Origin of the sequence: Bradyrhizobium arachidis (assembly GCF_015291705.1) — a bacterium.
Taxonomy (GTDB): Bacteria; Pseudomonadota; Alphaproteobacteria; order Rhizobiales; family Xanthobacteraceae; genus Bradyrhizobium; species Bradyrhizobium arachidis.
Genome location: NZ_CP030050.1, coordinates 2,797,898 through 2,820,901, shown reverse-complemented (window position 1 = coordinate 2,820,901; position 23,004 = coordinate 2,797,898). Strand labels below are relative to the sequence as shown.

General features: G+C 64.4%; 29 protein-coding genes. 13 read left to right on the top strand and 16 right to left on the bottom strand.

Going from position 1 to position 23,004, the window contains the following annotated elements:
* Positions 1 to 10: 10 nt before the first annotated feature.
* The 3 genes from WN72_RS13050 to WN72_RS13040 are packed head-to-tail and all read left to right on the top strand — an operon-like array spanning position 11 to position 1,397.
* The gene (locus WN72_RS13050) at positions 11 to 598 is read left to right on the top strand and encodes a phosphatase PAP2 family protein (RefSeq protein ID WP_092218060.1); all 588 of its coding nucleotides are present in this window, start codon (positions 11 to 13) and stop codon (positions 596 to 598) included.
* Positions 595 to 942, top strand: a complete 348-nt coding sequence (locus WN72_RS13045) for a DUF3147 family protein (protein ID WP_027558257.1) — start codon at positions 595 to 597, stop codon at positions 940 to 942. The genes WN72_RS13050 and WN72_RS13045 overlap by 4 nt, the downstream gene beginning before the upstream one ends.
* A complete protein-coding gene (locus WN72_RS13040) occupies positions 942 to 1,397 on the top strand; it encodes a DUF3147 family protein (protein WP_092218059.1) in 456 nt (151 codons plus the stop codon). Before WN72_RS13045 ends, WN72_RS13040 begins: the two co-directional genes overlap by 1 nt.
* Here WN72_RS13040 and WN72_RS13035 read toward each other — a convergent pair whose 3' ends face one another.
* Both WN72_RS13035 and WN72_RS13030 read right to left on the bottom strand, forming a co-directional pair.
* Positions 1,398 to 1,592 carry a hypothetical protein gene (locus WN72_RS13035; RefSeq protein ID WP_027558255.1) on the bottom strand — a complete coding sequence of 65 codons (195 nt, stop codon included), beginning with the start codon at positions 1,590 to 1,592 and terminating at the stop codon, positions 1,398 to 1,400.
* Positions 1,576 to 1,734, bottom strand: a complete 159-nt coding sequence (locus WN72_RS13030) for a hypothetical protein (RefSeq protein ID WP_167336524.1) — start codon at positions 1,732 to 1,734, stop codon at positions 1,576 to 1,578. Before WN72_RS13030 ends, WN72_RS13035 begins: the two co-directional genes overlap by 17 nt.
* Before the next feature lie 172 nt (positions 1,735 to 1,906).
* Here WN72_RS13030 and WN72_RS13025 point away from each other — a divergent pair, with 172 nt between their 5' ends.
* Positions 1,907 to 2,155, top strand: a complete 249-nt coding sequence (locus WN72_RS13025) for a hypothetical protein (protein ID WP_027558254.1) — start codon at positions 1,907 to 1,909, stop codon at positions 2,153 to 2,155.
* Between the two features lie 195 nt (positions 2,156 to 2,350).
* On the opposite strand, the gene WN72_RS13020 is transcribed toward WN72_RS13025, so the two are convergent.
* The 3 genes from WN72_RS13020 to WN72_RS46905 form a co-directional block, all read right to left on the bottom strand.
* Complete coding sequence (locus tag WN72_RS13020) at positions 2,351 to 2,572, bottom strand: hypothetical protein (protein WP_027558253.1); 222 nt, start codon at positions 2,570 to 2,572, stop codon at positions 2,351 to 2,353.
* 69 nt (positions 2,573 to 2,641) lie between these two features.
* Positions 2,642 to 2,773 carry a hypothetical protein gene (locus WN72_RS47510; protein ID WP_265440642.1) on the bottom strand — a complete coding sequence of 44 codons (132 nt, stop codon included), beginning with the start codon at positions 2,771 to 2,773 and terminating at the stop codon, positions 2,642 to 2,644.
* A 121-nt stretch (positions 2,774 to 2,894) separates the two neighbouring features.
* Positions 2,895 to 3,089: a hypothetical protein gene (locus WN72_RS46905; protein ID WP_027558252.1), complete on the bottom strand. Its 195-nt coding sequence runs from the start codon at positions 3,087 to 3,089 to the stop codon at positions 2,895 to 2,897.
* A gap of 94 nt (positions 3,090 to 3,183) precedes the next feature.
* On the opposite strand from WN72_RS46905, the gene WN72_RS13015 reads away from it, so the two are divergent.
* The gene (locus tag WN72_RS13015) at positions 3,184 to 3,696 is read left to right on the top strand and encodes a DUF4142 domain-containing protein (protein ID WP_092218058.1); all 513 of its coding nucleotides are present in this window, start codon (positions 3,184 to 3,186) and stop codon (positions 3,694 to 3,696) included.
* A 5-nt stretch (positions 3,697 to 3,701) separates the two neighbouring features.
* On the opposite strand, the gene WN72_RS13010 is transcribed toward WN72_RS13015, so the two are convergent.
* Positions 3,702 to 3,998 carry a hypothetical protein gene (locus WN72_RS13010; protein WP_035730072.1) on the bottom strand — a complete coding sequence of 99 codons (297 nt, stop codon included), beginning with the start codon at positions 3,996 to 3,998 and terminating at the stop codon, positions 3,702 to 3,704.
* A gap of 269 nt (positions 3,999 to 4,267) precedes the next feature.
* Here WN72_RS13010 and WN72_RS13005 point away from each other — a divergent pair, with 269 nt between their 5' ends.
* Both WN72_RS13005 and WN72_RS13000 read left to right on the top strand, forming a co-directional pair.
* Positions 4,268 to 10,561, top strand: a complete 6,294-nt coding sequence (locus tag WN72_RS13005; protein WP_092218057.1) for a HAMP domain-containing protein — start codon at positions 4,268 to 4,270, stop codon at positions 10,559 to 10,561.
* A 13-nt stretch (positions 10,562 to 10,574) separates the two neighbouring features.
* Positions 10,575 to 12,065 (top strand): HWE histidine kinase domain-containing protein, encoded by a 1,491-nt coding sequence (locus tag WN72_RS13000; protein WP_092218056.1) that lies wholly within the window; start codon positions 10,575 to 10,577, stop codon positions 12,063 to 12,065.
* Here WN72_RS13000 and WN72_RS12995 read toward each other — a convergent pair.
* Positions 12,062 to 12,283, bottom strand: coding sequence for a hypothetical protein (locus WN72_RS12995; RefSeq protein WP_027558247.1), 222 nt, complete (start codon positions 12,281 to 12,283; stop codon positions 12,062 to 12,064). The two genes, WN72_RS13000 and WN72_RS12995, sit on opposite strands and share 4 nt — an antisense overlap.
* A gap of 141 nt (positions 12,284 to 12,424) precedes the next feature.
* On the opposite strand from WN72_RS12995, the gene WN72_RS12990 reads away from it, so the two are divergent.
* Positions 12,425 to 12,682, top strand: coding sequence for a hypothetical protein (locus WN72_RS12990; protein WP_092218055.1), 258 nt, complete (start codon positions 12,425 to 12,427; stop codon positions 12,680 to 12,682).
* Between the two features lie 94 nt (positions 12,683 to 12,776).
* Positions 12,777 to 13,010, top strand: a complete 234-nt coding sequence (locus tag WN72_RS12985) for a hypothetical protein (RefSeq protein ID WP_092218054.1) — start codon at positions 12,777 to 12,779, stop codon at positions 13,008 to 13,010.
* A gap of 79 nt (positions 13,011 to 13,089) precedes the next feature.
* Here WN72_RS12985 and WN72_RS12980 read toward each other — a convergent pair whose 3' ends face one another.
* From WN72_RS12980 to WN72_RS12965, 4 genes are all read right to left on the bottom strand, one after another.
* Positions 13,090 to 13,650: a type 1 glutamine amidotransferase domain-containing protein gene (locus WN72_RS12980; RefSeq protein WP_027558244.1), complete on the bottom strand. Its 561-nt coding sequence runs from the start codon at positions 13,648 to 13,650 to the stop codon at positions 13,090 to 13,092.
* Positions 13,651 to 13,882: 232 nt separating this feature from the next.
* Positions 13,883 to 14,089 (bottom strand): hypothetical protein, encoded by a 207-nt coding sequence (locus WN72_RS12975; RefSeq protein WP_092218053.1) that lies wholly within the window; start codon positions 14,087 to 14,089, stop codon positions 13,883 to 13,885.
* A 60-nt stretch (positions 14,090 to 14,149) separates the two neighbouring features.
* Entirely contained in the window at positions 14,150 to 14,332 is a 183-nt protein-coding gene (locus WN72_RS12970) for a hypothetical protein (protein ID WP_084334204.1), read from the bottom strand.
* A 17-nt stretch (positions 14,333 to 14,349) separates the two neighbouring features.
* Positions 14,350 to 14,571: a hypothetical protein gene (locus tag WN72_RS12965; protein ID WP_027558242.1), complete on the bottom strand. Its 222-nt coding sequence runs from the start codon at positions 14,569 to 14,571 to the stop codon at positions 14,350 to 14,352.
* A gap of 115 nt (positions 14,572 to 14,686) precedes the next feature.
* Here WN72_RS12965 and WN72_RS12960 point away from each other — a divergent pair, with 115 nt between their 5' ends.
* Both WN72_RS12960 and WN72_RS12955 read left to right on the top strand, forming a co-directional pair.
* Positions 14,687 to 14,881, top strand: a complete 195-nt coding sequence (locus tag WN72_RS12960) for a DUF3072 domain-containing protein (RefSeq protein WP_092218052.1) — start codon at positions 14,687 to 14,689, stop codon at positions 14,879 to 14,881.
* Positions 14,882 to 14,955: 74 nt separating this feature from the next.
* The gene (locus WN72_RS12955; RefSeq protein WP_027558240.1) at positions 14,956 to 15,252 is read left to right on the top strand and encodes a DUF6496 domain-containing protein; all 297 of its coding nucleotides are present in this window, start codon (positions 14,956 to 14,958) and stop codon (positions 15,250 to 15,252) included.
* 18 nt (positions 15,253 to 15,270) lie between these two features.
* Here the strand turns inward: WN72_RS12955 and WN72_RS12950 are convergent, their stop codons facing one another.
* The 3 genes from WN72_RS12950 to WN72_RS12940 all read right to left on the bottom strand — a co-directional run bounded on the left by WN72_RS12950 (position 15,271) and on the right by WN72_RS12940 (position 18,459).
* Positions 15,271 to 15,633: a hypothetical protein gene (locus tag WN72_RS12950; RefSeq protein ID WP_027558239.1), complete on the bottom strand. Its 363-nt coding sequence runs from the start codon at positions 15,631 to 15,633 to the stop codon at positions 15,271 to 15,273.
* A 273-nt stretch (positions 15,634 to 15,906) separates the two neighbouring features.
* Positions 15,907 to 17,439 carry a Do family serine endopeptidase gene (locus tag WN72_RS12945; protein WP_167381026.1) on the bottom strand — a complete coding sequence of 511 codons (1,533 nt, stop codon included), beginning with the start codon at positions 17,437 to 17,439 and terminating at the stop codon, positions 15,907 to 15,909.
* A gap of 132 nt (positions 17,440 to 17,571) precedes the next feature.
* The gene (locus WN72_RS12940; RefSeq protein ID WP_092218051.1) at positions 17,572 to 18,459 is read right to left on the bottom strand and encodes a transporter substrate-binding domain-containing protein; all 888 of its coding nucleotides are present in this window, start codon (positions 18,457 to 18,459) and stop codon (positions 17,572 to 17,574) included.
* Positions 18,460 to 18,570: 111 nt separating this feature from the next.
* Between WN72_RS12940 and WN72_RS12935 the strand changes: the two genes are divergently transcribed.
* Positions 18,571 to 19,260, top strand: coding sequence for a GntR family transcriptional regulator (locus WN72_RS12935; protein ID WP_027558236.1), 690 nt, complete (start codon positions 18,571 to 18,573; stop codon positions 19,258 to 19,260).
* Between the two features lie 42 nt (positions 19,261 to 19,302).
* Complete coding sequence (locus WN72_RS12930; protein ID WP_092218050.1) at positions 19,303 to 20,670, top strand: NAD(P)/FAD-dependent oxidoreductase; 1,368 nt, start codon at positions 19,303 to 19,305, stop codon at positions 20,668 to 20,670.
* Between the two features lie 21 nt (positions 20,671 to 20,691).
* Here WN72_RS12930 and WN72_RS12925 read toward each other — a convergent pair whose 3' ends face one another.
* Positions 20,692 to 20,904 (bottom strand): hypothetical protein, encoded by a 213-nt coding sequence (locus WN72_RS12925; RefSeq protein ID WP_027558234.1) that lies wholly within the window; start codon positions 20,902 to 20,904, stop codon positions 20,692 to 20,694.
* Between the two features lie 169 nt (positions 20,905 to 21,073).
* Positions 21,074 to 22,927, bottom strand: coding sequence for a putative bifunctional diguanylate cyclase/phosphodiesterase (locus WN72_RS12920; RefSeq protein ID WP_092218049.1), 1,854 nt, complete (start codon positions 22,925 to 22,927; stop codon positions 21,074 to 21,076).
* Positions 22,928 to 23,004 lie beyond the last annotated feature (77 nt).

Genomic DNA, 23,004 nt, shown 5'->3' with positions numbered 1-23,004 from the left:
CTGCGGACCGATGGCGCTCGTAACTGTCAAACCTACCCGGATCGATACAGCGATCGCGAACGAGATCGCGGACCACACCAACCCAGGGCTTGAGCACGCTGCCGAGACGTTGACGTGGGGCGCCGACGAGCACGTGCTGCTCGCACTCGCCGCGGCAGGATGGCTCTACACAAGGCTGCGGCAACCGCAGGAGCGCCGCCTTGCCGATCACGTGCTGATGGTGTCGATGGCGACAGCCGTGCTGCCGCACGTCCTGAAGTCAGTGTTCAATCAGACGAGACCGGACCGGCTGACAGTGCGCGGCCATCGGCGCGGCATTCCCTTTTCCGGACGATCCCGGGACGCATTTCCCTCAGGTCACGCCGTGCATATGGGGGCACTCGCCTCCGCCGCCGGCCTGTTGTCGCCGGCGCGGCGCCGGGTGGCGCGCGCGCTCGCCGTGGCGCTGTCGTCGACGCGGGTGGCGCTGCTTGCGCATTGGACCAGCGACGTGGTGGTAGGCTTCACGCTCGGCGTCCTCGTCGAGCGGCTGCTCAGGCCGTTCACACTCGGAAAGTCAGGGCAGCCGCGGCCTTCAGCTTTCCGGGTGCGGCCATGACGGAATATCTTGTGCGTTTCATCGCCGGCGGCCTGATCGTCTCCGTGTTCGCGATCTGCGGCGACATGCTGCGGCCGAAAAGCTTTGCCGGGCTGCTCGGCGCCGCGCCCTCGGTCGCGCTGGCGACGCTTGGCATCGCCGTGGTCCAGCATGGCCCGCAATATGCTGCGGCCGAGAGCTGGACGATGATCTACGGCGCGATTGCCCTCGCCTGCTACAGCCTCGCGGTCTGCCATTTAGTGATGAGGCTTCGTCTCGCCGCGCTGCCGGCCACCATTGCCGCCTTCGCGGTATGGCTCGTGGTCGCCTTCGGCCTGCTCGCGGGCTTCGGAGGTGCGGCGTGATGCTCGTCAAGCTGTCGTCCGCCTCGCTCAAGCAGACGCGCTGGTACGAATACGGCATTCGCTTCCTGTTCGGAGGCCTGGCCACGGTTTTCGCTGGCCTCGTCAGCGCGCGCTTCGGCGTCGCCGTTGGCGGGCTGTTCCTCGCGCTCCCCGCCGTCCTCTGCGCCAGTGCGACGCTCATCGAGAGCCATGAGCGCCGCGCCAAGGAGAAGACCGGCCTCAGTGGGCGGCGACGCGGGCAGCAGGCCGCAGCGCTGGACGCTGCGGGGGCCGCTCTTGGAAGCATTGGTCTTGTGGCGTTCGCTTCTATCTTTTACGCCCTGGTTCCGGCGAGTGCGGTCGGCGCATTCGCCGCCGCCTTTCTGGTGTGGGCTGCCGTCGCGGTGGCGGCGTGGTCGCTGAGGCGGACGCTTCGCATCACCTCCGGCCGCAGACAGTCCGAACGCCGGGCGTGATCAGCGAGGAGCCGTAGCCTCTTCTCGTAGCATCAGGAAACCGTACATCTCGGCGGCGGTCTGAAGCTGATCGAGGCGCGCGAGAACCGAGTCGCGCAGGTGTCCGTCCGGCAAGCCGGACAGCTCATGCTCGAGCCGCAGCCTGTGCGCATCGAGGCGTTGCTCGAATGTGTGCGGCTCAGATCGTCTTCGCATCGTCCGTCCTCGGCGGTTGCAGGCCGGGACTGTTGGCCCAGCGCTCGACCTGTTCGATGACCTTCTGGTGGCTCGGACGCACCGGCTTGGGGGCTTCGGGCTCCTCGGAAAGCTTGCGGGGTAACCTGACGTCCTGTGTCATGGCTTCTCTCCCTTTCAAAGAGAATGCGCCATCGCACGAGTCGTTTCAACATAACTTATTGATTTTACTGCTGTTTCTTACTAATTTGATGATTTTTCCGACTCTTATGGAACTCCAGACAAGTTCGTTCATTGAATAAACTACTCAACTTACACATTTTGCGTGATCGACCATGAACGACCTTCGCGCCGAGCGCCTTCAGGTCATGCTCTCGCCGGAAGAGTTGGCCGCCGTTGACGATTTCCGGTTCAAACACCGTATGCCCACGCGTGCAGCAGCGGTCCGCGAACTACTCAAGTTCGGACTGGCCGCCCTCGGCGTTGACGCCGTGGCTGGCGTGAAATCGAGCAGCTTCGGCGTGTTCGGCCGCGGCCCTGAGGGCCACACTCAGGGCGAGCCTGACACCGGCAAGGACGACTAATCCAACGTCCTACTCGCAAGCAAAACGGCCCCAGCACGGGAGTGCCGGGGCCGTCCTTGGAGATTGCTTCCGGCGCACCGGGGGCATGACAGCCGGAAGCAACCCGTCGACTCTTCGCGCGGGGATTCGTTCCTCGCGCTATTTTTGCAGCATGATCTTTCCGGAAAACCGCTTCACAGTTTTCCGGATCGTGCTCTAGCCGCTCGGTGCGGAGCCGGAATCATCCGGCGTCATGCCCGAGCCCGGCGTCTTGCTGTTGTCGTTAAGCTTGGGATCGCGCGTCGCTTCACGCGACGGCGAGCCCTTTGGATTCGTTTTTTGGGGATCCGTCTTGTGCACGGTCTGTGCGCGCTGCTTGTCGCTGGGCTGGTCTTCAGCGCGCTTATCCCTAACGATGCCGTGGTCGGAATGCGCCATGATGTCCTCTCGCTTCTCCGATGTCTCGAAGCGCTTACGCACCGCGGCGCCGAATGTTCCGGCGTGGCACTAACTGTGTGCGGCGTGGACCGCGACCGATGCCTTCTCCAGATGCACCTGCCGAACGGTCGTCACCGTCGCGAACGCGACCGAGACGCCGAAGGCGAGAATGAGTGAAAGCAGAGCCAGACGTGGAGCCATCGCAAAACCTCCTTCCGGAATCGGAAAAATCAACGCGATCGACTGTTGCTCAATGATCCCAAATTGGTCACTTGCATTCCGTGAGCGGTCTCACACGCAGATCCACGAAGCGGAGAGTTACTTACGCACTTCGCGTTTGAGGGGTCCGGATCGTAACGGGCGGGATTTCGCCATCAAGCCAATCCTGCTCGTTGGCGAGCGCCGTCCAGGCGTCCGCCATGCGTGAGTAACGCTTGTGGGCAGGTTGTCCCTCCGCTCGCTCGGCGAGCTGAAGACAGTTGTCCGCGTTATCCCTGAAGATGTCAGACTGTTTCATCACAAGCATCTGGGGATGGAACTCCCGCGTCGCAACCGGCCTTACTCCATCGTAAGGTTAGGGAACTTCGCACGCCGCCAGTCATTGGAGCTGCATGAGGATTCTTGTCGCGATTGTCCTGACCTTCATCAGCACCGCGGCGCCCGCCGACAATACGGGTGAGCGAACGGCCGGCGACCGCACGCCGACCGCGACCGACGTCATCAGCGGCCTCTACAGCTTCAGCCGCTTCCAGCAGGGCCTTCTGGAGAGCACCGATCTGAAGGGCAATGCGGAGGTCAAGAACCTCGCCGCCTTGCGCGCCGAAGAGGCGGCCAAGCGCGACAAGGCGCTGAAGCAAATCCAGGAGGCGATCGGCACCGAGCCGCGCGCCGGCAAGACGACGTCGGTGAGCGCAGGCCTCGTCGAACCCGAAAATTCGGACGGGCCGACTTACGTCAGAAGCTTCTATGCCGCGCAGATTCCCGAGTATGAATCCGTCATCAGCCTGCTCGAGCACTATCTGAAGGCACCCGATAATGCGCAACTCGCGGCCTTCGCGCGCGAGCAGCTCCCGGCGCTGCGCTCGCAGGTTAGAGATGCCGAGCGCACCATGGCGGATAAATAGCCGCTTTACTTGTCATTCGGATGATGTTGCTGGCTCTCCGGCCGCACGGTGCGGTCGCTGTCCGGCATCCTGTCCCGGCCCGCATCGCCATTGTCATCCTTGCCGCCCGAGGTCGAGGTGCCGCTGCCGCTCGGGTTCGACCTGGTCGAGCTCCTCCCGGTGGTTGACGAGCCGGCATGCGGGGTAGCGGAGCTGGCGGCGGGATCGCCGGTCACGGCCCCGCGGCCGCTCGGCGTACCCTGGGCGAACGCCGATCCCGCGGCGAACAATAAGACGATGATCGCGGCAATTCCTGCTCTCATATGCACACTCCCTCTCTTTCGGGCTAACCGCAGGGGCGGCGCTCCGTTCCGAGCATCGCCGGCGTGGAGGGTCACCACGCCTATGGCAATTTTTTCCGAAGCCGCATGGAACCAATCCGATTGATCACCGTTAAATCGGCCGGGCTGAGCAAAGCAGGTTCCATTTGCACGCGTCGCAACCTTGACGCTTGATTTCGAATTTGGCTGACGCTCTATTTTGACCAACCGCGTTGTGCCAGGATTCGGCCGATGCCTGCGGGGGAATCAGTATGAGCGACCTCGATCCCGGAACTGCATCACGCTCCGGTCGTCGCGTCCCAAAACCTAAAACCAACGGTATGTCAGAGCCGGATTCCCGGGCGGAACTGCTACTCGTCTTACAGGCCATGCGCAGCGGCGATTTCTCCGCGCGGATGAGCGGCGACTATCTCGGTATCGACGGCAAGATCGCCGACACTTTTAACGAAATCATCGCCGCCAATCAGCGCATGGCGCAGCAGCTCGAGCTGGTCGGCCAGGTCGTCGGCCGCGAAGGCAAGACCCGCCAGCGCGTGAAATTCGGCCTCGCCTCGGGCTCCTGGGCCGACATGGAAGGCTCGGTCAACACACTGATCGACGATTTGCTCTGGCCGACGCGCGAGGTGACCCGCGCCGTCGCCGCCGTCGCCCAAGGCGACCTGCTCCAGACCGTCAAGCTCGATGTCGACGGCCGGCCACTGCGCGGCGAATTCCTGCAGTCGGCGACCATCGTCAACACCATGATCAAGCAGCTCGGCGTATTCACCTCCGAGGTGACGCGCGTGGCGCGCGAGGTCGGCACCGAAGGCAAGCTCGGCGGCCAGGCCCAGGTGCCTGAGGTGACCGGCGTCTGGAAGGACCTGACCGAGAGCGTCAACTCGATGGCGAACAACCTGACCAACCAGGTTCGCAACATCGCCGAGGTGACGATCGCGGTGGCCAACGGCGACTTGTCGAAGAAGATCACGGTCGACGTCCGCGGCGAGATCCTTCAGCTCAAGGAAGCCATCAACACGATGGTGGACCAGCTGCGCTCCTTCGCCTCCGAAGTCACCCGCGTGGCGCGCGAGGTCGGCACCGACGGCAAGCTCGGCGGCCAGGCGATCGTGCCCGGCGTTGCCGGAACCTGGAAGGATTTGACCGATTCCGTGAACGCGATGTGCGGCAACCTCACCGCACAGGTGCGCAACATCGCCAACGTCACCACGGCCGTGGCTCGCGGCGACCTCTCGCGCAAGATCACGGTGGACGTGCGCGGCGAGATCCTGGAGCTGAAGGACACCATCAACACCATGGTGGACCAGCTCAACTCCTTTGCCTCGGAAGTGACGCGCGTCGCGCGCGAGGTCGGCACCGAAGGCAAGCTTGGCGGCCAGGCCCAGGTGCCTGGTGTGGCCGGCACCTGGAAGGATCTCACCGACAACGTCAACTTCATGGCGTCGAACCTCACCGCGCAGGTCCGCAACATCGCCGACGTCGCCACCGCCATCGCGGGCGGCGACCTGTCGAAGAAGATCACCGTGAACGTCTCGGGCGAAATCCTTCAGCTGAAGGAAACGCTCAACACCATGGTCGACCAGCTCAACGCCTTCGCCGGCGAAGTCACGCGCGTCGCCCGCGAAGTCGGCACCGAAGGACGACTGGGCGGCCAGGCCAACGTGCTCGGTGTCGCCGGCACCTGGAAGGACCTGACGGAAAGCGTCAACTCGATGGCGTCGAACCTGACTGCCCAGGTCCGCAACATCGCCGAGGTGACGACCGCGGTCGCCGGCGGCGACCTGTCGAAGAAGATCACGGTGGACGTTCGCGGCGAAATTCTCGAGCTGAAAGACACCATCAACACCATGGTGGACCAGCTCAACGCCTTCGCCGGCGAAGTCACGCGCGTGGCGCGCGAGGTCGGCACCGAAGGCAAGCTCGGTGGCCAAGCCCAAGTGCGTGGCGTCGCCGGTACGTGGAAGGACCTCACCGACTCCGTCAACTCAATGGCTTCGAACCTGACCGGCCAGGTCCGCAACATCGCCGAGGTCGCGACCGCGGTCGCCAAGGGCGATTTGTCGAAGAAGATCACCGTGAACGTGTCGGGCGAGATCCTTCAGCTGAAGGAAACGCTCAACACCATGGTCGACCAGCTCAACGCCTTCGCCGGCGAAGTCACGCGCGTCGCGCGCGAGGTCGGCACCGAAGGCAAGCTTGGCGGTCAGGCCCAGGTGACGGGCGTCGCCGGCACCTGGAAGGACCTCACCGACAACGTGAACTCGATGGCGGGCAACCTCACCGCCCAGGTCCGCAACATCGCCGAGGTCGCCACCGCGATCGCAGGCGGCGACCTGTCGCGCAAGATCACCGTGGACGTCCGCGGCGAGATCCTTCAGCTCAAGGACACGCTGAACACGATGGTCGACCAGCTCAACCGCTTCGCGGGCGAGGTGACGCGCGTGGCGCGCGAGGTCGGCACCGAAGGCCGTCTCGGCGGCCAGGCCAACGTGCCCGGCGTCGCCGGCACCTGGAAGGACCTCACCGACAGCGTGAACTCGATGGCGGGCAACCTCACCGCCCAGGTCCGCAACATCGCCGAAGTCACCACCGCCGTGGCGCGCGGCGACTTGTCCCGCAAGATCACCGTGGACGTGAAGGGCGAAATCCTCGAGCTCAAGAACACCATCAACACGATGGTGGACCAGCTCAACGGCTTCGCTGGCGAAGTCACGCGCGTCGCCCGCGAGGTCGGCACCGAAGGCAAGCTCGGCGGTCAGGCCGAGGTGCCCGGCGTCGCCGGCACCTGGAAGGACCTCACCGACAACGTCAACTTCATGGCCTCGAACCTGACGGCCCAGGTCCGCAACATCGCCGAGGTCGCGACTGCGATCGCCGGCGGCGACCTGTCGAAGAAGATCACGGTCGACGTGCGCGGCGAGATCCTGCTGCTCAAGGACACCTTGAACACCATGGTCGAGCAGCTACGCTCCTTCGCCGCCGAAGTGACGCGCGTGGCGCGCGAGGTCGGCACCGAAGGCCGGCTCGGCGGTCAGGCCGTCGTGCCCGGCGTCGGCGGCACCTGGAAGGACCTCACCGACAACGTCAACCTGCTCGCCGCGAACCTCACGACGCAAGTCCGCAACATCGCCGAAGTCACCACCGCCGTGGCGCGCGGCGACTTGTCCCGCAAGATCACCGTGGACGTGAAGGGCGAAATCCTCGAGCTGAAAAACACCATCAACACCATGGTGGACCAGCTCAACGCCTTCGCTGGCGAAGTGACGCGCGTGGCGCGCGAGGTCGGCACCGAAGGCGAGCTCGGCGGCCAAGCGCAGGTGCCCGGTGTCGCCGGCACCTGGAAGGATCTCACCGACACCGTGAACTTCATGGCGGCCAACCTGACCGAGCAGGTCCGCGGCATCGTCAAGGTGGTGACGGCGGTCGCTAATGGTGATTTGAAGCAAAATCTCACCGTGAAATCGAAGGGCGAGGTCGCTGCCCTCGCCGATACCATCAACAACATGACCGAGACGCTCGCGACCTTCGCCGACCAGGTGACGTCGGTGGCGCGCGAGGTCGGCGTCGAGGGCCGTCTCGGCGGTCAGGCCGACGTGCCCGGCGCCGCCGGCACCTGGAAGGACCTCACGGGTAACGTCAACCTTTTGGCGGCCAACCTCACCTCGCAGGTGCGCGCCATCGCGGAAGTGGCGACCGCCGTGACCAAGGGCGACCTGACGCGATCGATCCAGGTCGACGCCCGCGGCGAAGTGGCCGAGCTGAAAGACAACATCAACACGATGATCACAAACCTCCGTCTGACGACGGACGTGAACACCGAGCAGGACTGGCTGAAGACCAATCTCGCCAAATTCACCAACATGCTGCAGGGCCAGCGCGACCTCGCCACCGTCGGCCGACTGCTGCTCACCGAGCTGTCACCGCTTGTGAATGCCCATACCGGCGTGATCTATCAGGTCGAGAACGAGGACAATCCGCAGCTCTTGCTGCTCGCCTCCTATGCCAGCGACGGCGTCTATCCTTATCAGCGCGTGCTCCAGTTCGGCGAAGGCCTGATCGGCCAGTGCGCTCTCGACAAGCGGCCGCGGGTGGTGGCCGACATTCCGTCCGACGTCGTGCCGATCAACTCGGCATTGTTCCGCGTCGCGCCCAAGAACCTCGTCGTGCTGCCGGTGCTGTTCGAGGGCCAGGTCAAGGCCGTGATCGAGCTCGCCTCGCTGGTCTCGTTCACGACCTCGCAGATGACGTTCCTGGAGCAGCTCACTGACTCCATCGGCATCGTGCTCAACTCGATCGAAGCGACGATGCAGACCGAAGGCCTGCTCAAGCAGTCGCAGCAGCTGGCCGGCGAGCTCCAGACCCAGCAGCGCGAATTGCAGCAGACCAACGACCAGCTCGAGCAGAAGGCGCAGCAGCTCGCCGAGCGCAACGTCGAGGTCGAGCGGAAGAACCAGGAGATCGAGCAGGCCCGCCGTGCGCTGGAGGAAAAGGCGACCGAGCTCGCGCTGACCTCGAAGTACAAGTCCGAATTCCTTGCCAACATGAGCCACGAGCTGCGCACGCCGCTGAACTCGATCCTGATCCTGGGGCAGCAGCTCACCGACAATCCGGACGGCAACCTCACCCTCAAGCAGGTCGAATTCGCCCGCACCATCCATGGCGCCGGCACCGACCTGCTCAACCTCATCAGCGACATTCTCGATCTCTCCAAGATCGAGTCCGGCACGGTGACGGTCGACGCCGAGGAGATCCTGACCGCGAACCTGCTCGAGACCGTCGGCCGGCCGTTCCGGCACGAGGCGGAGAACCGCAACCTGTCGTTCAAGATCGACCTCGATCCGAACCTTGCGCGCAGCATCGTCACCGACTCCAAGCGGCTGCAGCAGGTCCTGAAGAACCTGCTCTCCAACGCCTTCAAGTTCACCGCCGAAGGCGAGGTGTGCCTGACGGTCGCCGGCGCCGTCGGCGGCTGGGGCACGGATCACCCGGTGCTGAACTCCGCGCCGGCCGTGATCGCATTCGAAGTCTCCGACACCGGCATCGGCATTCCCCTGGAGAAGCAGAAGCTGATCTTCGAAGCGTTCCAGCAGGCCGACGCCGGCACCAGCCGCAAATACGGCGGCACCGGCCTTGGTCTTGCCATCAGCCGCGAGCTCGCAAGCCTGCTCGGCGGAGAAATCCATCTGCGCAGCGCGCCGGGCAAGGGCTCGACCTTCACGCTCTATCTGCCGCTGAAATATTCCGGCCCGACGCTGGCGCCGCGCGCGCCCGCGCCGCAGGCCTATAGCCAACCACCCGCGCTGCAGCCGACCGCGCCGGAGCAGCAGCGCGTCATCGAGCAATTGCCCGACGACCGTCTCAACCTCGAACCCGGCGACACCATCCTGCTCATCGTCGAGGATGATCCGCATTACGCGCGCGTACTGGTGGATCTCGCCCGCGACAAGGGCTTCAAGGTCCTGGTCGCCGCGCGCGGCGCCGAAGCGCTGGAGCTTGCCAAGCAGTACCAGCCGCGGGCCGTCTCGCTCGACGTGTTCCTGCCCGACATGCTCGGCTGGACGGTGCTGAGCCAGCTCAAGCACAATCCGCTGACCCGCCACATCCCCGTGCAGATCATTACGCTCGACGAGGACCGCCAGCACGCACTGGCCCGCGGCGCCTTCTCCTTCGTCAACAAGCCGACGACGACGGAAGGCGTGGCAGCTGCGCTGACGCAGATCAAGGAATATGCGCAGCCGCGGCGCAAGCGGCTGCTGATCGTCGAGGACAACGAGGCCGAGCAGCTCTCGATCCGCGAGCTCCTGCACCATGACGACATCGAGATCGTGGCAACCGACACCGGCGCGGGCGCGCTCTCAACGCTGCGCGAGGCGCCCTGCGACTGCGTCGTGCTCGACCTCAGGCTGCCTGACATGAGCGGCTTCGAGGTGCTCGACCAGATCCGCAAGGACGATGCGCTGTCGAACATTCCCGTCGTGGTCTTCACCGGCCGCGAGCTCTCGGCGGAGGAAGACGCGGAACTCCACACCATGGCGCGCAGCATCGTGGTCAAGGGCGTGGAATCGCCGGAGCGCCTGCTCGACGAGACCGCTTTGTTCCTGCACCGCGTGATCACGGAACTGCCGGTCGAGAAGCAGCGCATGCTGGAGAAGCTGAACAGTTCCGACGAGGATCTGATCGGCAAGACCGCCCTGTTGGTCGACGACGACGCCCGCAACATCTTCGCGCTGTCGAGCGTGCTGGAACGGCGCGGCATGAAGGTGCTGACGGCGACGACCGGCAGCGAGGCGGTCACACTGGTCGAATCCAACCCGGAAATCGCCATCGTGCTGATGGACATCATGATGCCGCAGATGGATGGCTATCAGACCATCGGCGTCATTCGCGAAAATCCGGCCTTCGCCCGACTTCCGATCATCGCGCTGACCGCCAAGGCGATGAAGGGCGACCGTGAGAAATGCCTGGAAGCCGGCGCGTCCGATTACCTCGCCAAACCCGTCAACACCGATCAATTGCTGCTTGCGATCCGCATGTGGCTGCACCGTTGAGCTGGATCCGCGAATGGACCACGAAAAGGTCAATATCCTCCTCGTCGACGACCAGCCGGCCAAGCTGCTCGCCTACGAGGTGATCCTGAAGGATCTCGGCGAGAACCTCGTGATCGCTTCGTCCGGCCGCGAGGCGCTGGAGGTGCTGCTCAAGACCGAGATCGCGGTGATCCTGGTCGACGTCTGCATGCCCGAGCTCGACGGTTTCGAGCTCGCCGCGATGATCCGCGAGCATCCGCGCTTCCAGAAGACCGCGATGATCTTCATCTCGGCGATCCAGGTCAGCGACATCGACCGGCTGCGCGGCTACGAGATGGGCGCGGTCGACTACGTCCCCGTGCCTGTTGTGCCCGAGGTGCTGCGCGCCAAGGTCAAGGTGTTTGCCGAGCTCTATCGCAAGACGCGGGAGCTCGAGCGGCTGAACCAGGACCTCGAGGATCGCGTCCGCGCCCGCACGGCGGAACTGGAGAACTCCACCGCGAAGCTGCGCGAGAGCGAAGAGCGGCGCAGCATGGCGATCGCCGCCGGCAAGATGGGATCATGGGACTGGGACTGGATCAACGGCGACTGGATGTGGGACGAGGGCCAGTTCCGCATCTTCGGCGTGACGCCGGAGACCTTCAACGTCACATCGGCGAACATCCAGGCGCTGCTGCACCCGGATGACATCGATCGGTTCGGCGATGCGGTTGCGGCATTCAACACCGGCGCGCGTGCCTATGAAGGGGAATTTCGCGTCAACCGTCCCGACGGCGAGGTGCGCTGGTGCGTCGGCACGGCGGCCGCAACGCTGGACCACGCCGGCCGTGTCGTGCGGGTGAGCGGCGTCACGGTTGATATCACCGAGCGCAAGCGGGCCGAGGAACGGCAGAATCTGCTGGCGCGGGAGGTCGATCATCGCGCCAAGAACGCGCTGGCGCTGGCGCAATCGATCGTGCGCCTGACCCGGGCCGACGAGGTCAAGGCCTATGTCAACGCCGTCGAGGGCCGCATCAACGCGCTGGCGCGCGTGCATACGATCCTGTCGCTGTCGAGCTGGCAGGGCGCCGAGCTCTCCAGGCTGATCGACGAAGAGCTTGCGCCCTATTCGCTCGGCGGCCAGATCAAGCTCGCCGGTCCCGAAGTTCAGTTGCTGCCGGCCACCGCCCAGACGCTGGCGCTGGCGCTGCACGAGCTTTTCACCAATTCGGCAAAGTATGGCGCGCTCTCGACGCGGTCCGGGCGGCTCATGATCGGCTGGCAGGTCGAGGACGACCTTCTCAAGCTGACCTGGGAGGAATCCGGCGGCCCGCTTGTCAGGACGCCGAAATCGCGCGGGTTCGGCACGCGCAGCCTGCTTGCCAGCGTCGAGTCCCAGCTCGGCGGACAGGCGCAATTCGATTGGCGAGCGGAGGGCCTGTTGTGCCGCCTGGACGTGCCGCTGACACGCAAGTCTGCGGCGACGACGGCACCCGGCAAGTTCGAGGCGGCCGGCTCCGTCGAATTGCAGCGCGCATCCGGTTAGCCCGACGCCGCGCTGGTCCTGCGCTGTGCCGTCTGCGGTTCGCGAGCGATGCGCCCCTCAAGCCAGGCTTCCGTTCGGGCCAGATCGCGCAGCGCCTTCGCATAGCGGCGGGCCGCGCTTCGCTCCGCGCCGCGCGGCAACTGGCGTGCCTTGCGCAAGATGTCCGCGGCCGCGTTGCGATAGGCCAGCGAGCGGTAAAGAAAAACTACCTTACCCATATCGAATGTTCCTGTGTTGCTGGCCCATATCCTCGCAAGCCCGGCATGAACGTCGGATGAAGCGCGCGACGGAATTCCTTGATCCGGATGGAACCAAAGAACGTCTCGCGCGTTTGCCTGCTGGATTCGGGACGCAGTTCCATGCGCGCGAAAAAGTCATCGGATCTGATTTCTCCCACTGGCATCATCAAGCTGATGACGCATGCGATGATGGGCGCAGCCCTCGGCCTCGCCTTCAGCCTCGCGCTCATCCTGTCCAATCCAGCGGTCGCCAATCTCTTGAATGACGGCGGTCGCCAGGCCGTCATCGTCTTCACCCTCACACTCGTGACGACCTTCGCGATCGGCGCGACACTCACCGGCGTCGTGTTCATCCTCGCAGAGGACAAGCAATCTTGAAGCTTGCGTGAAGCGAGCGAAATCTTTGTTGGGAACTCCTGCGACGGACGGCGGTTGGCAGCCTGCGTCATTTTAACTCAGGGAGTTCCCCCGCATGAAGACGACCAAGCTCGCTCTCGCCATGATGCTGGCAACCGGCCTTGCAGCCGCCCCGTTCGCCGCGCAGGCCAAGTCGCACAAGGCCAAGCATGGATCCTCGATGTCATCGTCGCAGACCACCGGCGCCAACACCAAGCCCTCCAAAGGCCCCGACGCCTCCGGCCAAGGCGGTTCTGGCCCGGGCTCCGATCAGGGCGGCACGATGACCAAGGGCGGCATGAGCAAGTAAGCTCAAATAGCTTCGGCCGCATCTCAAACAAAAGCCCCGCGGCAACGCGGGGCTTTTCGTCGAAACAGTGCAGCAAAGGTCAGGCAGCGCTGCGCTGGACGTGACGACCTTCCTTCACCTCTTCGATGATCTTGGCGCTGAAGGCGTCGAGGTCGCCGGGGTTGCGCGAGGTGATGACGCCCTGATCGACGACGACTTGTGAGTCTTCCCATGTCGCGCCGGCGTTGATGACGTCGGTCTTGATCGACTTGTATGACGTCATCTTGCGACCCTTGGCGATGCCGGTCTCGATCAGGAGCCAAGGCGCGTGGCAAACGGCAGCGACAATCTTCTTGGCGTTGAATATCTCCTTGATGAAGGACAGCGCCTTCGGCTCGACGCGCAAGAGATCCGGATTGATCTGGCCGCCGGGCAGCACGACCGCGTCGTAGTCGTTGCTGGAAACCTGGTCGAGCGTCTTGTCGACCTTCACCGGACGTCCCCAATCTTTCTTGTCCCAGCCCTTGATCTCGCCCGCCGCGAGCGAGACGACGTGGACCGTCGCGCCAGCCTGCTTCAGGCGATCGCGCGGCACTTCCAGTTCCGATTGCTCGAAACCGTTGGTGGCGAGAATGGCAATCGTCTTGCCCTTGAGATCCATGGAACGCTCCATCGCTATGAGAGGAGCCCGGTCAATCGGTCGAACCGGCTTCCGTTCCGAGCAACCGGCGGCATCTCACGGGGATGTGCGGCTTGCCGCAGCGGCCTGATGGCGGTCAAGTCATGACCACACCGGGCGCTAAAGCGCGATGAGATTTGGATGAATCGTCATCGCGCTTTAGGTTGTTGTTTACGCATGATCTTTCCGGAAAACCGCTTCGCACTTTTCCGGATCATGCTTTAGCGCCACATCGTCGGTGCGCGGACCAGAGCATCTCGCGCAGCCTGTTTAGATCCTCGATCGAGCGGCGATCTGTTTGCGCGGCCTCACGCAGCCGCGTGGCGACACGCTCGCGCGTCGCCAGTTCGGAGAGAGGAAGCCCGGCGCAGACGTCGTCCAGCACGGCCTGTATCAAAGCGGCCATTTCGGCATCGTGCATCGGCGAGCTCCAGCGTGTCGCGTAGCGCGCTCGCTTTAGCTGCGTCGGATGTCAGGGATGTTAAACGCGCCCCACAGCATTGGCTTTCACGAGCTGGTCGAGCTGCGCGCGCTTGCGCGCAATCAGGAGCTGGGCCGCAGCATCATCCAATCCCTCGCGCTGCAATTGCCGGATCGCGGAGCCGAGCTCGAGGATTTCGGCGCGCAGTCTTAGAATCCGGTACGTGTCCGGGTCTTCCTCCACCGCGCGCCTCCGAACTCTCAGCGGCGCGCGATGGCGCGCACCGGATTGACGGCTGTCTTCACGGGACGGAGGCGCACCCGGTCGCGGACATCAGGCAGGACGTCGCCACCGCCGGCGGCCTTCCATTCGCCGATCAGCAGATTGATCCTCCGGCGCAGATCCATCTGCGCCAGAGCCTTTTCGGTGCAGTCGCGATCGCGATTGACGAGGTCGCGGACGGACGCCTCGATATCGGCCATCTCCAGCCTCAAGGCGCTGATTTTACGTCGAATTTCATTAATTCTGTTGTCCATGGCTTGTTAGAACAAAATAAGAACATATAGTCAAGTCACGAATTCAGGATGGAGCAGCGACATGCAGGTTCAGGGTAAATACGACGCAAAGGCTTTTCTCATGGAGCAGATGACCCGCGCGCAGGGGCTGAGGCTGAAGCGGCTCAGCGAGGAGGCCTACCAGCCGGCGCAATACGATCGGGATCTGTCCTCCGCTGAAGCTGCGCGCCGCATCCGCGCGCTGGAGGCGGAGATCGAGCTCGCGAATTCTTTCTAGGCAGCCGGAACGTTCCGCGCTTTGGGAACCATGCTTGTGTCCAATGGTTTTTCCCCGGCCAAGGGAGAGAATGCATGGCACGCAAGGCAAAGAAACGCCGTTACTCGCGTAGCGCCGGCAGCGATGTCGAGAGCGAGATGCGGCGCTACAAGAAGGGCACTGCGAAGAGCGGACGCGGCGGTCGTGGCGGGCGCGTGAAGAGCCGCAAGCAGGCGATCGCGATCGGACTGTCGAAGGCGCGCAAGAAGGGCAAGAAAGTCCCGAAGAAGGCATCGAAGCGCAAGACGTCCAAGAAAAAGACGTCCAGGAAGACGTCTAAGAAGTCATCCAGGAAATCATCCAAGAGGTCGTCGAAGCGCAAATCCTCCTAGCGCTCGCGCCAATCCGTGTCAGATCATGCTGCCGGGCATGAAGCAGCGGATCGAAATCCCGAACGCGGTCTTCACCGGCCACACCATGGTGCGGCCGGCCCGGTTCGGCTCGGTGATGACGGCTTCATCCGGCACCTCGACCCACTGCCCGTCGAGACGCACGCGATAATGCCCGTTGTGCGACTCCCAGTCGGGATCGGCAACGGCAAAACCATCCGCATCCGAACAGCACGGGCCAAGATGGCTGCGCAGGCTGTCGAACCATGGCTTGAGGGGGGAGTCGGCGTAACGGCCGTCATCACGCCCGAGGGCGTTTCCGCTCCACAGCACCAATGGCGCCACAAGCAACGCACGCCTCAGCGAGAGCTTCAATCGATCCATGTTCGGCACCGATCAAATGCGAACCACCGACCGGTTCCAAAAGCGGCTGGCAGTTCGAAGGTCCACGCTTGCAACTGGCTCGGCGGCTCCGTTGCCGCCAAGCAAATATACGACTCGGAACAGTGATCAGCGAACACGGCTTTTTCGGACGAACCGGGTCATCGTCCCTGCCGTTAACGAGAATGTTATCAGATATCCCGCGGTAATTCTGAAGGCGAACAGAAAAGGCGGCCCGAAGGGCCGCCTTTGGATTTGGTCCGGTCGACGTTCGCCTTACGCGAGGGGCACCGCGACGAAGCGGGTCGCCTCCGCGCTCTTGACCTGCAACAGCACGCTGCGCTTGCCGGAGGACTTCGCCTGCGCCAGCTCCGAGCGGACGTCGCCGACATTGGCAACGGCCTTGCCGCCGACATTGAGGATGACGTCGCCGGTCTGGATGCCGCGCTGCGCCGCAGGCCCTTGCGGATCGACCTCGGTGACGACGACGCCCTTCTGGCCGGCGCCCTGCACCTCGCCGGCCGGAGCCAGGCTCAGCCCGAGGCGCGGCGTGCCGGCGTCCGGCTGCACCTTGTCCTCGCCGGTCTTGCCTTGGGCCTGCCGCTCGTTCGGCAGCTCGCCGAGCGCGAGCGTCACCGTCTTGGCTGCGCCCTTATGGAAGACGTCGAGCTTCACCGAGGTGCCGGGCGCCAGCGTGGCGATGGTGCGGGCGAGATCGCGGGAGTCCTTGATCGCGGTGCCGTTGACGGCGGTGATGACGTCGCCGGCCTCGATGCCGGCCTTCGCCGCCGGGCTGCCGTCCTGCGGATTGTCGACGATCGCGCCGCGCGCTTCCTTGAGGCCGAGGCTGTCGGCAATGTCCGACGTCACCGGCTGCACCTGCACGCCGAGCCAGCCGCGCGTCACCGCACCCTTGTCCTTGAGCTGCGCGACGACGAGCTTCGCGGTCGAGGCCGGAATGTCGAAGCCGATGCCGACCGAGCCGCCGGAGGGCGAGAAGATCGCGGTGTTCACGCCGATCACGTTGCCGCTCATGTCGAAGGCCGGACCGCCGGAGTTGCCCTTGTTGATGGGCGCGTCGATCTGGATGAAGTCGTCATAGGGGCCGTTGCCGATGTCGCGGCCGCTGGCCGAGACGATGCCGGCCGTGACGGTGCCGCCGAGGCCGAAGGGATTGCCGACCGCGACCACCCAGTCGCCGATGCGCGGCTTCTGGTCGGAGAACTTGACGAACGGGAAGTCCTTCTTGCCGTCGACCTTGATCAGCGCGAGATCGGTCTTCGGATCCGTGCCGACCACCTTCGCGGTGTAGACCGTGCCGTCATCCATCGTCACCTGCACGGATTCGGCATGGTCGACGACGTGGTTGTTGGTCACGGCATAGCCGTCGGCGGAGATGAAGAAGCCGGAGCCTTCGCCGGTGATGACCTGGTGGCGCTGGCGCGGCATGCCGTTCATGCCGGGGCCGCGGAAACCGAACTGCCGCGAGAACTGGTCGAACGGCGAATCCTCGTCCGAATCCATCCGGTTCTGCTGCATCATCGCGCTCTTGTCGTTGTCCTGGTCGATCTTGACCCGCACCGAGATGACGGCGGGTTTGACCTTGGCAACGAGATCACCGAAGCCCTGCGGCGTCGCGGCGCCTTCCGCGGCCTGGGCCGGCGCGACGAAGGAGTTGACGCCGAATTGCGAGGAAACGGGAGAGGCAGCGAGCACGGCCACGCCGAGCGCGGCCACGGTGCCGAGCAGCGCGAGGCGGCGCGGCTTCAGGATTTTGCGGGGGGTGTCGGAATTGACGCGATCGTTCATGTCGAAATGTCCATGTTGGGTAAGTCGCCTTGAACCCAACATGGACATCGTCACCTTACGACGTCCCGTCCGTCCGATTAAATCTTGGCAAAGAACGGCGCAGCAGAAGAGCTGCACCATGCCGTCGAGCGATCACACGCCCTTGTCGTTCGGATTGGTGACCGCATCCTTGAGCGGCGTCGGCATCGGGAAGTTCAGGTTCACATTCTTGGGCGGAATGGGTTTTGTGAACCATTTCGCGTAGAGTTCCGCAAACTCGCCGCCCTTCATCATGGCGACCAGCGTCTTGTCGATCAATGCCTTGAACTCTGGATCGCCCTTGCGGATGATCAGCCCGTAAGGCTCGGTGCGCAGGCTGTCGTCGATGATCCGCCAATTGTCCGGCGTCTGGCTGCTGGCGATGAGTCCCGCGAGCAGGATATCGTCCATGACGAAGGCGTCGCTGCGGCCGGTCGTGAGCGCCAGGAACGACGCGGCATGGTCCGGCGACAGCACCTGCTTGAAGCCGAAATTCTTCTCCTGGCTGCGTGCCAGCAGCAGGGTGATCGAGGTCGAGCCGGTGGTGAGCGCGACCGGCTTGTCCTTGAGATCCTCGAACGTCTTGATCGGCGCATCCTTCCGGACCACGGCGCGAATGCTCGAGACGAAGATGGTGTTGCTGAAGGCCACCACCTTCTGGCGCTCCAGCGTGTTGGTGGCGGGACCGCAGACGATGTCGATGGTTCCATTCTCGATCAGCGGGATCTGCGTGCTGAGCTGGATCGGCTGCAGCCTGGTCTGAAGCGCCGGCAGCTTGAGCTCGTCCTTCACCGCATCGACGATCCGCGCGCAGAGATCCATCGCAAAGCCGACCGGCTTCTGGTTCTGGTCGAGATAGGAGAACGGGACCGAGACGTCGCGATGGCCGAGCCGGATCTCGCCGACCTCCTTGATCTTCGCCAGCGTCCCAACCGGCGTCTGAGCCTGCGCGGGCGCCGTCAGCGCGGTCAAAAACATCAGCGAATACCACAGGCCCTTCATCACGCCACTCCTAGTTTGGATACAATCTCTCAATATTTTATACGACATATTGCATAATCCGCAAACAGATTTTATACAATCTGGGTCAAGCTAACCGCGACGGGGTGCCGGATGAAATCGGGAGCAGTGGCAAAGCAGCGCAGTGGCGGCGGTCACGGCTCCACGCCTGATGCCGTGCGCGAGGCGCTGCGCCGCGCGATCAGCGCAGGCGAGCTCGCGCCCGGCATCCAGCTTCGTCAGGACGAGCTCGCGGAGAAGTTCGGGACCAGCCGCATTCCCGTCAGGGAAGCGCTGCGCCAGCTTGAAGCGGAAGGCTTCGTGACGTTCCTGCCCAACCGGGGCGCGGTCGTCTCCGATCTCTCCATCGACGAGGTCGTCGAGCTGCTCGAAATCCGCATCGCACTCGAATGCCACGCATTGCGGCTCGCCATTCCGGCGATGGGCGATATCGATCTCGACGACACCAGAAAGATCCTGCGCTCCTACGACGCGGAGCCCGATCCGGAGCAATGGGGCGCGTTCAACTGGCGCTTCCACAAGGCGCTCTACGCCCCCTGCAATCGCCCTCGCCTGCTCGCGATGATCGAGGCCAATTACGGCCATGTGAGCCGCTTCACCCGCACCCTCGTGTCGCGTGCGACCGGCAAGGAACGGCCCCAGCGCGAGCATTACCAGCTGCTCGAATATTGCCGCGACGGCGAGGTCGAGAAGGCCGTGCGCCTGCTGCGCGAGCACATCGTTCAGACGCAGAAGACGCTGCGATCGGCGCAGCGTCTCGCATCACGGGACGAGACCGACTGATCCCGGGGGATCATCTGTCCCGCGAGCCAACGGAGAGTACGCTTGAAGACGAACGACGTCGAAATCCTGGTCATTGGCGCCGGCATGGCGGGCCTTGCCACCGCTTACTACCTCGCCGTCGAGCACAAGCGCTCGCGCCTCCTGATCGTCGATGAAGGCCAGCCGATGGCGCTGACGTCGGCGCAGTCAGGCGAGAACTATCGCAACTGGTGGCCGCATCCGACCATGGCCGCGTTTACCGACCACAGCACGGACCTGATGGAGGACATCGCGCGCCGCACGGATAATCGCATCCACATGACGCGGCGCGGCTACCTCCTCGTGACCCGCGACGACAGTCCGGACGAGCTGCTCCGTCAGTTGCATGCCGGCTACGGCGCCGCGGCCTCGAAACTGATCCGCCAGCATGAGGGCACCAGTCAGACCTATTCGCCGCCGCTCTCGGCGGACTGGCAGACCGCACCCGACGGCGTCGACGTGCTGCGCGGCTGCGACCTGATCCAGCGCTATTATCCCGCCTTCGACAAGGAGGTCGCGACCGCGCTTCACATCCGCCGGGCCGGCGACATCAGCGGCCAGCAGCTCGGCCAGTACATGCTGGAGACGATGCGACCGTTGGGCGTCCAATTTCAGCAGGCGCGCGTGGTGGGCATCGCCAAGGCCGACCGGTTTCAGGTCGACGTCGTCGCCGACGGCGAGCGCCAGACCCTCAAGGCCGATATCATCGTCAATGCGGCAGGCCCGTTTGCGGCGCACATTTCCGCGATGCACGGCGAAAAGCTGCCGATGCACAACGTGCTTCAGCAGAAGATCGCCTTCGTCGACCGCCATCGCGCGGTCGATCGCAAGATGCCCTTTGCAATCGACCTCGACGGCCAGACGCTGGACTGGTCGCCGGAGGAACGTGAGGCGCTGGCGGCCGACCCGGACCTCGCCCGGTTGCTGGAGCCGATGCCGGGCAGCATTCACTGCCGCCCCGACGGCGGCGACCACGGCCAATGGATCAAGCTTGGCTGGGCCTTCAACTCGGAGCCATCAGAGCCCACGCGCGAGCCGGAGCTCAATCCTTACTTCCCGGAGATTGTGCTTCGCGCCGCAAGCAGGCTCCAGCCCGCGCTCGGCCAATATCTCGGCGCCCTGCCCCGCGACCGCGTGCATTACGGCGGCTTCTATCCGATGACGAAAGAAAACTGGCCGCTAATCGGCGCGGCCAAGACTGCAGGTGTATTCCTCACGGCCGCATTGTCGGGCTATGGAACGATGTCAGCCTGCGCCGCCGGCGATCTCTGCGCGCGCGCCGTGGTCGGCGCGCCGACGCCCGCCTTTGCCGGCGTCCTCTCGCTCGCGCGCTACGAGAACAAGGCGCTCATGGACGAACTCGAGAGTGCCGAGAGCCGCGGTCTACTCTGACCGCTCGCCGGCCGGCTGCCTTCACGCCGCGACGTGAGTCTCCCACGCTGCGGCCGCGGCGGCATCCTCGTCGCGTTGTGCATTGCAGGCGTCGAAATGCGCCTTCAGCTCGGTCTCGGCGAGATGTTCGAAATGCTCGGCCTGGCCGAGGAGTTCCCAGGTCTGGAGCGGACGGTAGGCCGCCTGCTGACGACAGAGGGACGCCAGTGCCCGGTAGCGACGTACGTTCTCCATGAGACCCTCCCTCGCATTCACTGGGCTTATTGCCTTGATTTGCGTCAGGCCGATGGCGGCCGTGCAACAGATTTGCTGCGCGCACGGCCGGCCCCATCAAAGTTAACTTTTCAGAAACCCGCAAGCGAAGATTGGTTCCTGGCGCAGAACCGGGGGAACTCGCAAGGCCTCAGGCGTAGCGGCGGCGCTCGACGGTGATGCCGATCAGATCGAGATACCGTTCGATCGGTTCGGGCCGGCCGATGAGGTAGCCCTGCATCTCGTCGCAAGCTTCCCCCGCCAGGAAGGCACGCTGTGCTTCCGTCTCCACCCCTTCGGCGACGACAGGAATGTTCAGGGCGCGCGCAAGGCTGAGGACCGCGCGGACGATCTCGGCCGATTGCGGACTCGCCTCGAGATTGGAGATGAAGCTGCGGTCGATCTTGATCTTGTCGAACGGAAACGACTGGAGATAGGACAACGAGGAATAGCCGGTGCCGAAATCGTCCATGGCGATGCGGATGCCGAGCGCCTTCAAACGCCGCAGCAGATTCAGCGCGCGGGTGAAATCGCCGATCAGCACACCCTCGGTGATCTCGACCTCGAGCCGCGTTGGCGCGAGCCCCGTCTCCAGCAGGATCTGGTGGATAGAGCGTTCGAGGTCGCCAGCCTGAAACTGGACCGGCGACAGATTGACTGCGACCGGCAGCGGCCGCGGCCACGACACCGCCTCGCGGCACGCTTCGCGCAGGACCCATTCGCCGATCTGGATGATCAGCCCGTTCTCCTCGGCGAGCGGAATGAACTGGTCTGGCGCCACGAAGCCGCGCGTCGGGTGGTTCCAGCGCAGCAGCGCCTCGAAGCCGACGACCTCGCCGTCCATCCGGGCCTGCGGCTGGAAGTGGACGAGGAGCTGGTTCTGCTCCAGCGCCTGGCGCAGATCGTGCTGCAACAGCCTGCGGTCGCGCAGCTCCTGGTCCATCTCGGATTCGAAGAAGCGGACCCGGGCCCTGCCCTCGCGCTTGGCGCGATAGAGCGCGGAATCGGCGTTGGCGAGCAGCGTCGCCGCATCCACGCCGTCATCGGGGTAGACCGCGATGCCGACGCTGAGCCCGACATGGGAGAGATAATCGTCGACCTCGAGCTCGGTGCCGATCGCCTCGACCAGACGTTCGGCGAGCGCCAGCACCGCGTCCCGGCACGCATCGTCCGGCAGCAGGATCATGAACTCGTCGCCGCCGACGCGGGCGATGAAGGCGCCGTCGGCCTCCGCCGCAAGACGGTCCGCCGCCGCCCGCATCAGCATGTCGCCAACGGGGTGGCCGAACACGTCGTTGACTTCCTTGAAGCGGTCGAGATCGAGGCTCAGCACCGCAAAGCTGGTCGAAGCGTCCTGCGCCCGTTCCAGCCGCTCCGCCAGCGCAACGTTGAATGCGCTGCGGTTGGGCAGATCGGTCAGCACGTCGTGATGTGCGAGATGGCTGATGCGTTGCTGCGTGTTGACCCGCTCGGTGACGTCCTCGATCACGCCGACCAGATATTGCGGCTCACCCGCGCCGTCCGTGATCAGCATCTTGCGCGAATTCACGACGCGGTCGTGGCCCTTGACGCCGACTTCGAGCAGGTGCTCCTCCAGGAACATCGGCATGCCGCTGGCGACCACCCGCCGGTCCTGCTCGTTGACCATGCGGGCGACGTCGGCCGGGAAGATCTCCTCGGGAGTCCTGCCCAGCATCTGCTCGCGCGGCACGCCGTAATAATTCTCGCCGGCGCGGTTGAGCAGGATGTAGCGCGAATCCTTTGCGCACTTCGCGAACACGGCGATCGGGATGTTCTCGACGATGGTGTCGAGGAATTCCTGGGTCCGCAGCAGATCCTGCTCGACCTCGTCATGGGTGTGCCCGCGCACATCCGTCATTCTCTGGCGGCCGCGATCACTGGCCTCGTAAGCCGCGCTGACGAGCTCGCCCAGCTTGACGAGATCGACCTGTCCGGCAGCATCGGTGGCGCAGCGGAGCTGCTCGGCGAACAAGCGGTGCATCATGCCATCGCTCCGCGCCGCGTGCAGGCCTCATGCCCGCAAATATCTGCGTTCCGCATCCCCGCGCTCTCATAGCGTTC

Bases quoted from the DNA above. Each gene is read 5' to 3' on its own strand.
- WN72_RS12935 (WP_027558236.1), top strand. From the start codon at position 18,571: ATGAAATCGGGAGCAGTGGCAAAGCAGCGCAGTGGCGGCGGTCACGGC.
- WN72_RS12995 (WP_027558247.1), bottom strand. From the start codon at position 12,283: ATGGGTAAGGTAGTTTTTCTTTACCGCTCGCTGGCCTATCGCAACGCG.
- WN72_RS13050 (WP_092218060.1), top strand. From the start codon at position 11: ATGGCGCTCGTAACTGTCAAACCTACCCGGATCGATACAGCGATCGCG.
- WN72_RS13000 (WP_092218056.1), top strand. From the start codon at position 10,575: ATGGACCACGAAAAGGTCAATATCCTCCTCGTCGACGACCAGCCGGCC.
- WN72_RS13045 (WP_027558257.1), top strand. From the start codon at position 595: ATGACGGAATATCTTGTGCGTTTCATCGCCGGCGGCCTGATCGTCTCC.
- WN72_RS13020 (WP_027558253.1), bottom strand. From the start codon at position 2,572: ATGGCGCATTCCGACCACGGCATCGTTAGGGATAAGCGCGCTGAAGAC.
- WN72_RS12920 (WP_092218049.1), bottom strand. From the start codon at position 22,927: ATGATGCACCGCTTGTTCGCCGAGCAGCTCCGCTGCGCCACCGATGCT.
- WN72_RS13035 (WP_027558255.1), bottom strand. From the start codon at position 1,592: ATGCGAAGACGATCTGAGCCGCACACATTCGAGCAACGCCTCGATGCG.
- WN72_RS12980 (WP_027558244.1), bottom strand. From the start codon at position 13,650: ATGGATCTCAAGGGCAAGACGATTGCCATTCTCGCCACCAACGGTTTC.
- WN72_RS12985 (WP_092218054.1), top strand. From the start codon at position 12,777: ATGAAGACGACCAAGCTCGCTCTCGCCATGATGCTGGCAACCGGCCTT.
- WN72_RS12975 (WP_092218053.1), bottom strand. From the start codon at position 14,089: ATGCACGATGCCGAAATGGCCGCTTTGATACAGGCCGTGCTGGACGAC.
- WN72_RS12965 (WP_027558242.1), bottom strand. From the start codon at position 14,571: ATGGCCGATATCGAGGCGTCCGTCCGCGACCTCGTCAATCGCGATCGC.
- WN72_RS12940 (WP_092218051.1), bottom strand. From the start codon at position 18,459: ATGAAGGGCCTGTGGTATTCGCTGATGTTTTTGACCGCGCTGACGGCG.
- WN72_RS12955 (WP_027558240.1), top strand. From the start codon at position 14,956: ATGGCACGCAAGGCAAAGAAACGCCGTTACTCGCGTAGCGCCGGCAGC.
- WN72_RS13010 (WP_035730072.1), bottom strand. From the start codon at position 3,998: ATGAGAGCAGGAATTGCCGCGATCATCGTCTTATTGTTCGCCGCGGGA.
- WN72_RS46905 (WP_027558252.1), bottom strand. From the start codon at position 3,089: ATGAAACAGTCTGACATCTTCAGGGATAACGCGGACAACTGTCTTCAG.
- WN72_RS13025 (WP_027558254.1), top strand. From the start codon at position 1,907: ATGAACGACCTTCGCGCCGAGCGCCTTCAGGTCATGCTCTCGCCGGAA.
- WN72_RS12960 (WP_092218052.1), top strand. From the start codon at position 14,687: ATGCAGGTTCAGGGTAAATACGACGCAAAGGCTTTTCTCATGGAGCAG.
- WN72_RS12950 (WP_027558239.1), bottom strand. From the start codon at position 15,633: ATGGATCGATTGAAGCTCTCGCTGAGGCGTGCGTTGCTTGTGGCGCCA.
- WN72_RS13005 (WP_092218057.1), top strand. From the start codon at position 4,268: ATGAGCGACCTCGATCCCGGAACTGCATCACGCTCCGGTCGTCGCGTC.
- WN72_RS12925 (WP_027558234.1), bottom strand. From the start codon at position 20,904: ATGGAGAACGTACGTCGCTACCGGGCACTGGCGTCCCTCTGTCGTCAG.
- WN72_RS12990 (WP_092218055.1), top strand. From the start codon at position 12,425: ATGCGCGCGAAAAAGTCATCGGATCTGATTTCTCCCACTGGCATCATC.
- WN72_RS13030 (WP_167336524.1), bottom strand. From the start codon at position 1,734: ATGACACAGGACGTCAGGTTACCCCGCAAGCTTTCCGAGGAGCCCGAA.
- WN72_RS47510 (WP_265440642.1), bottom strand. From the start codon at position 2,773: ATGGCTCCACGTCTGGCTCTGCTTTCACTCATTCTCGCCTTCGGCGTC.
- WN72_RS13040 (WP_092218059.1), top strand. From the start codon at position 942: ATGCTCGTCAAGCTGTCGTCCGCCTCGCTCAAGCAGACGCGCTGGTAC.
- WN72_RS13015 (WP_092218058.1), top strand. From the start codon at position 3,184: ATGAGGATTCTTGTCGCGATTGTCCTGACCTTCATCAGCACCGCGGCG.
- WN72_RS12945 (WP_167381026.1), bottom strand. From the start codon at position 17,439: ATGAACGATCGCGTCAATTCCGACACCCCCCGCAAAATCCTGAAGCCG.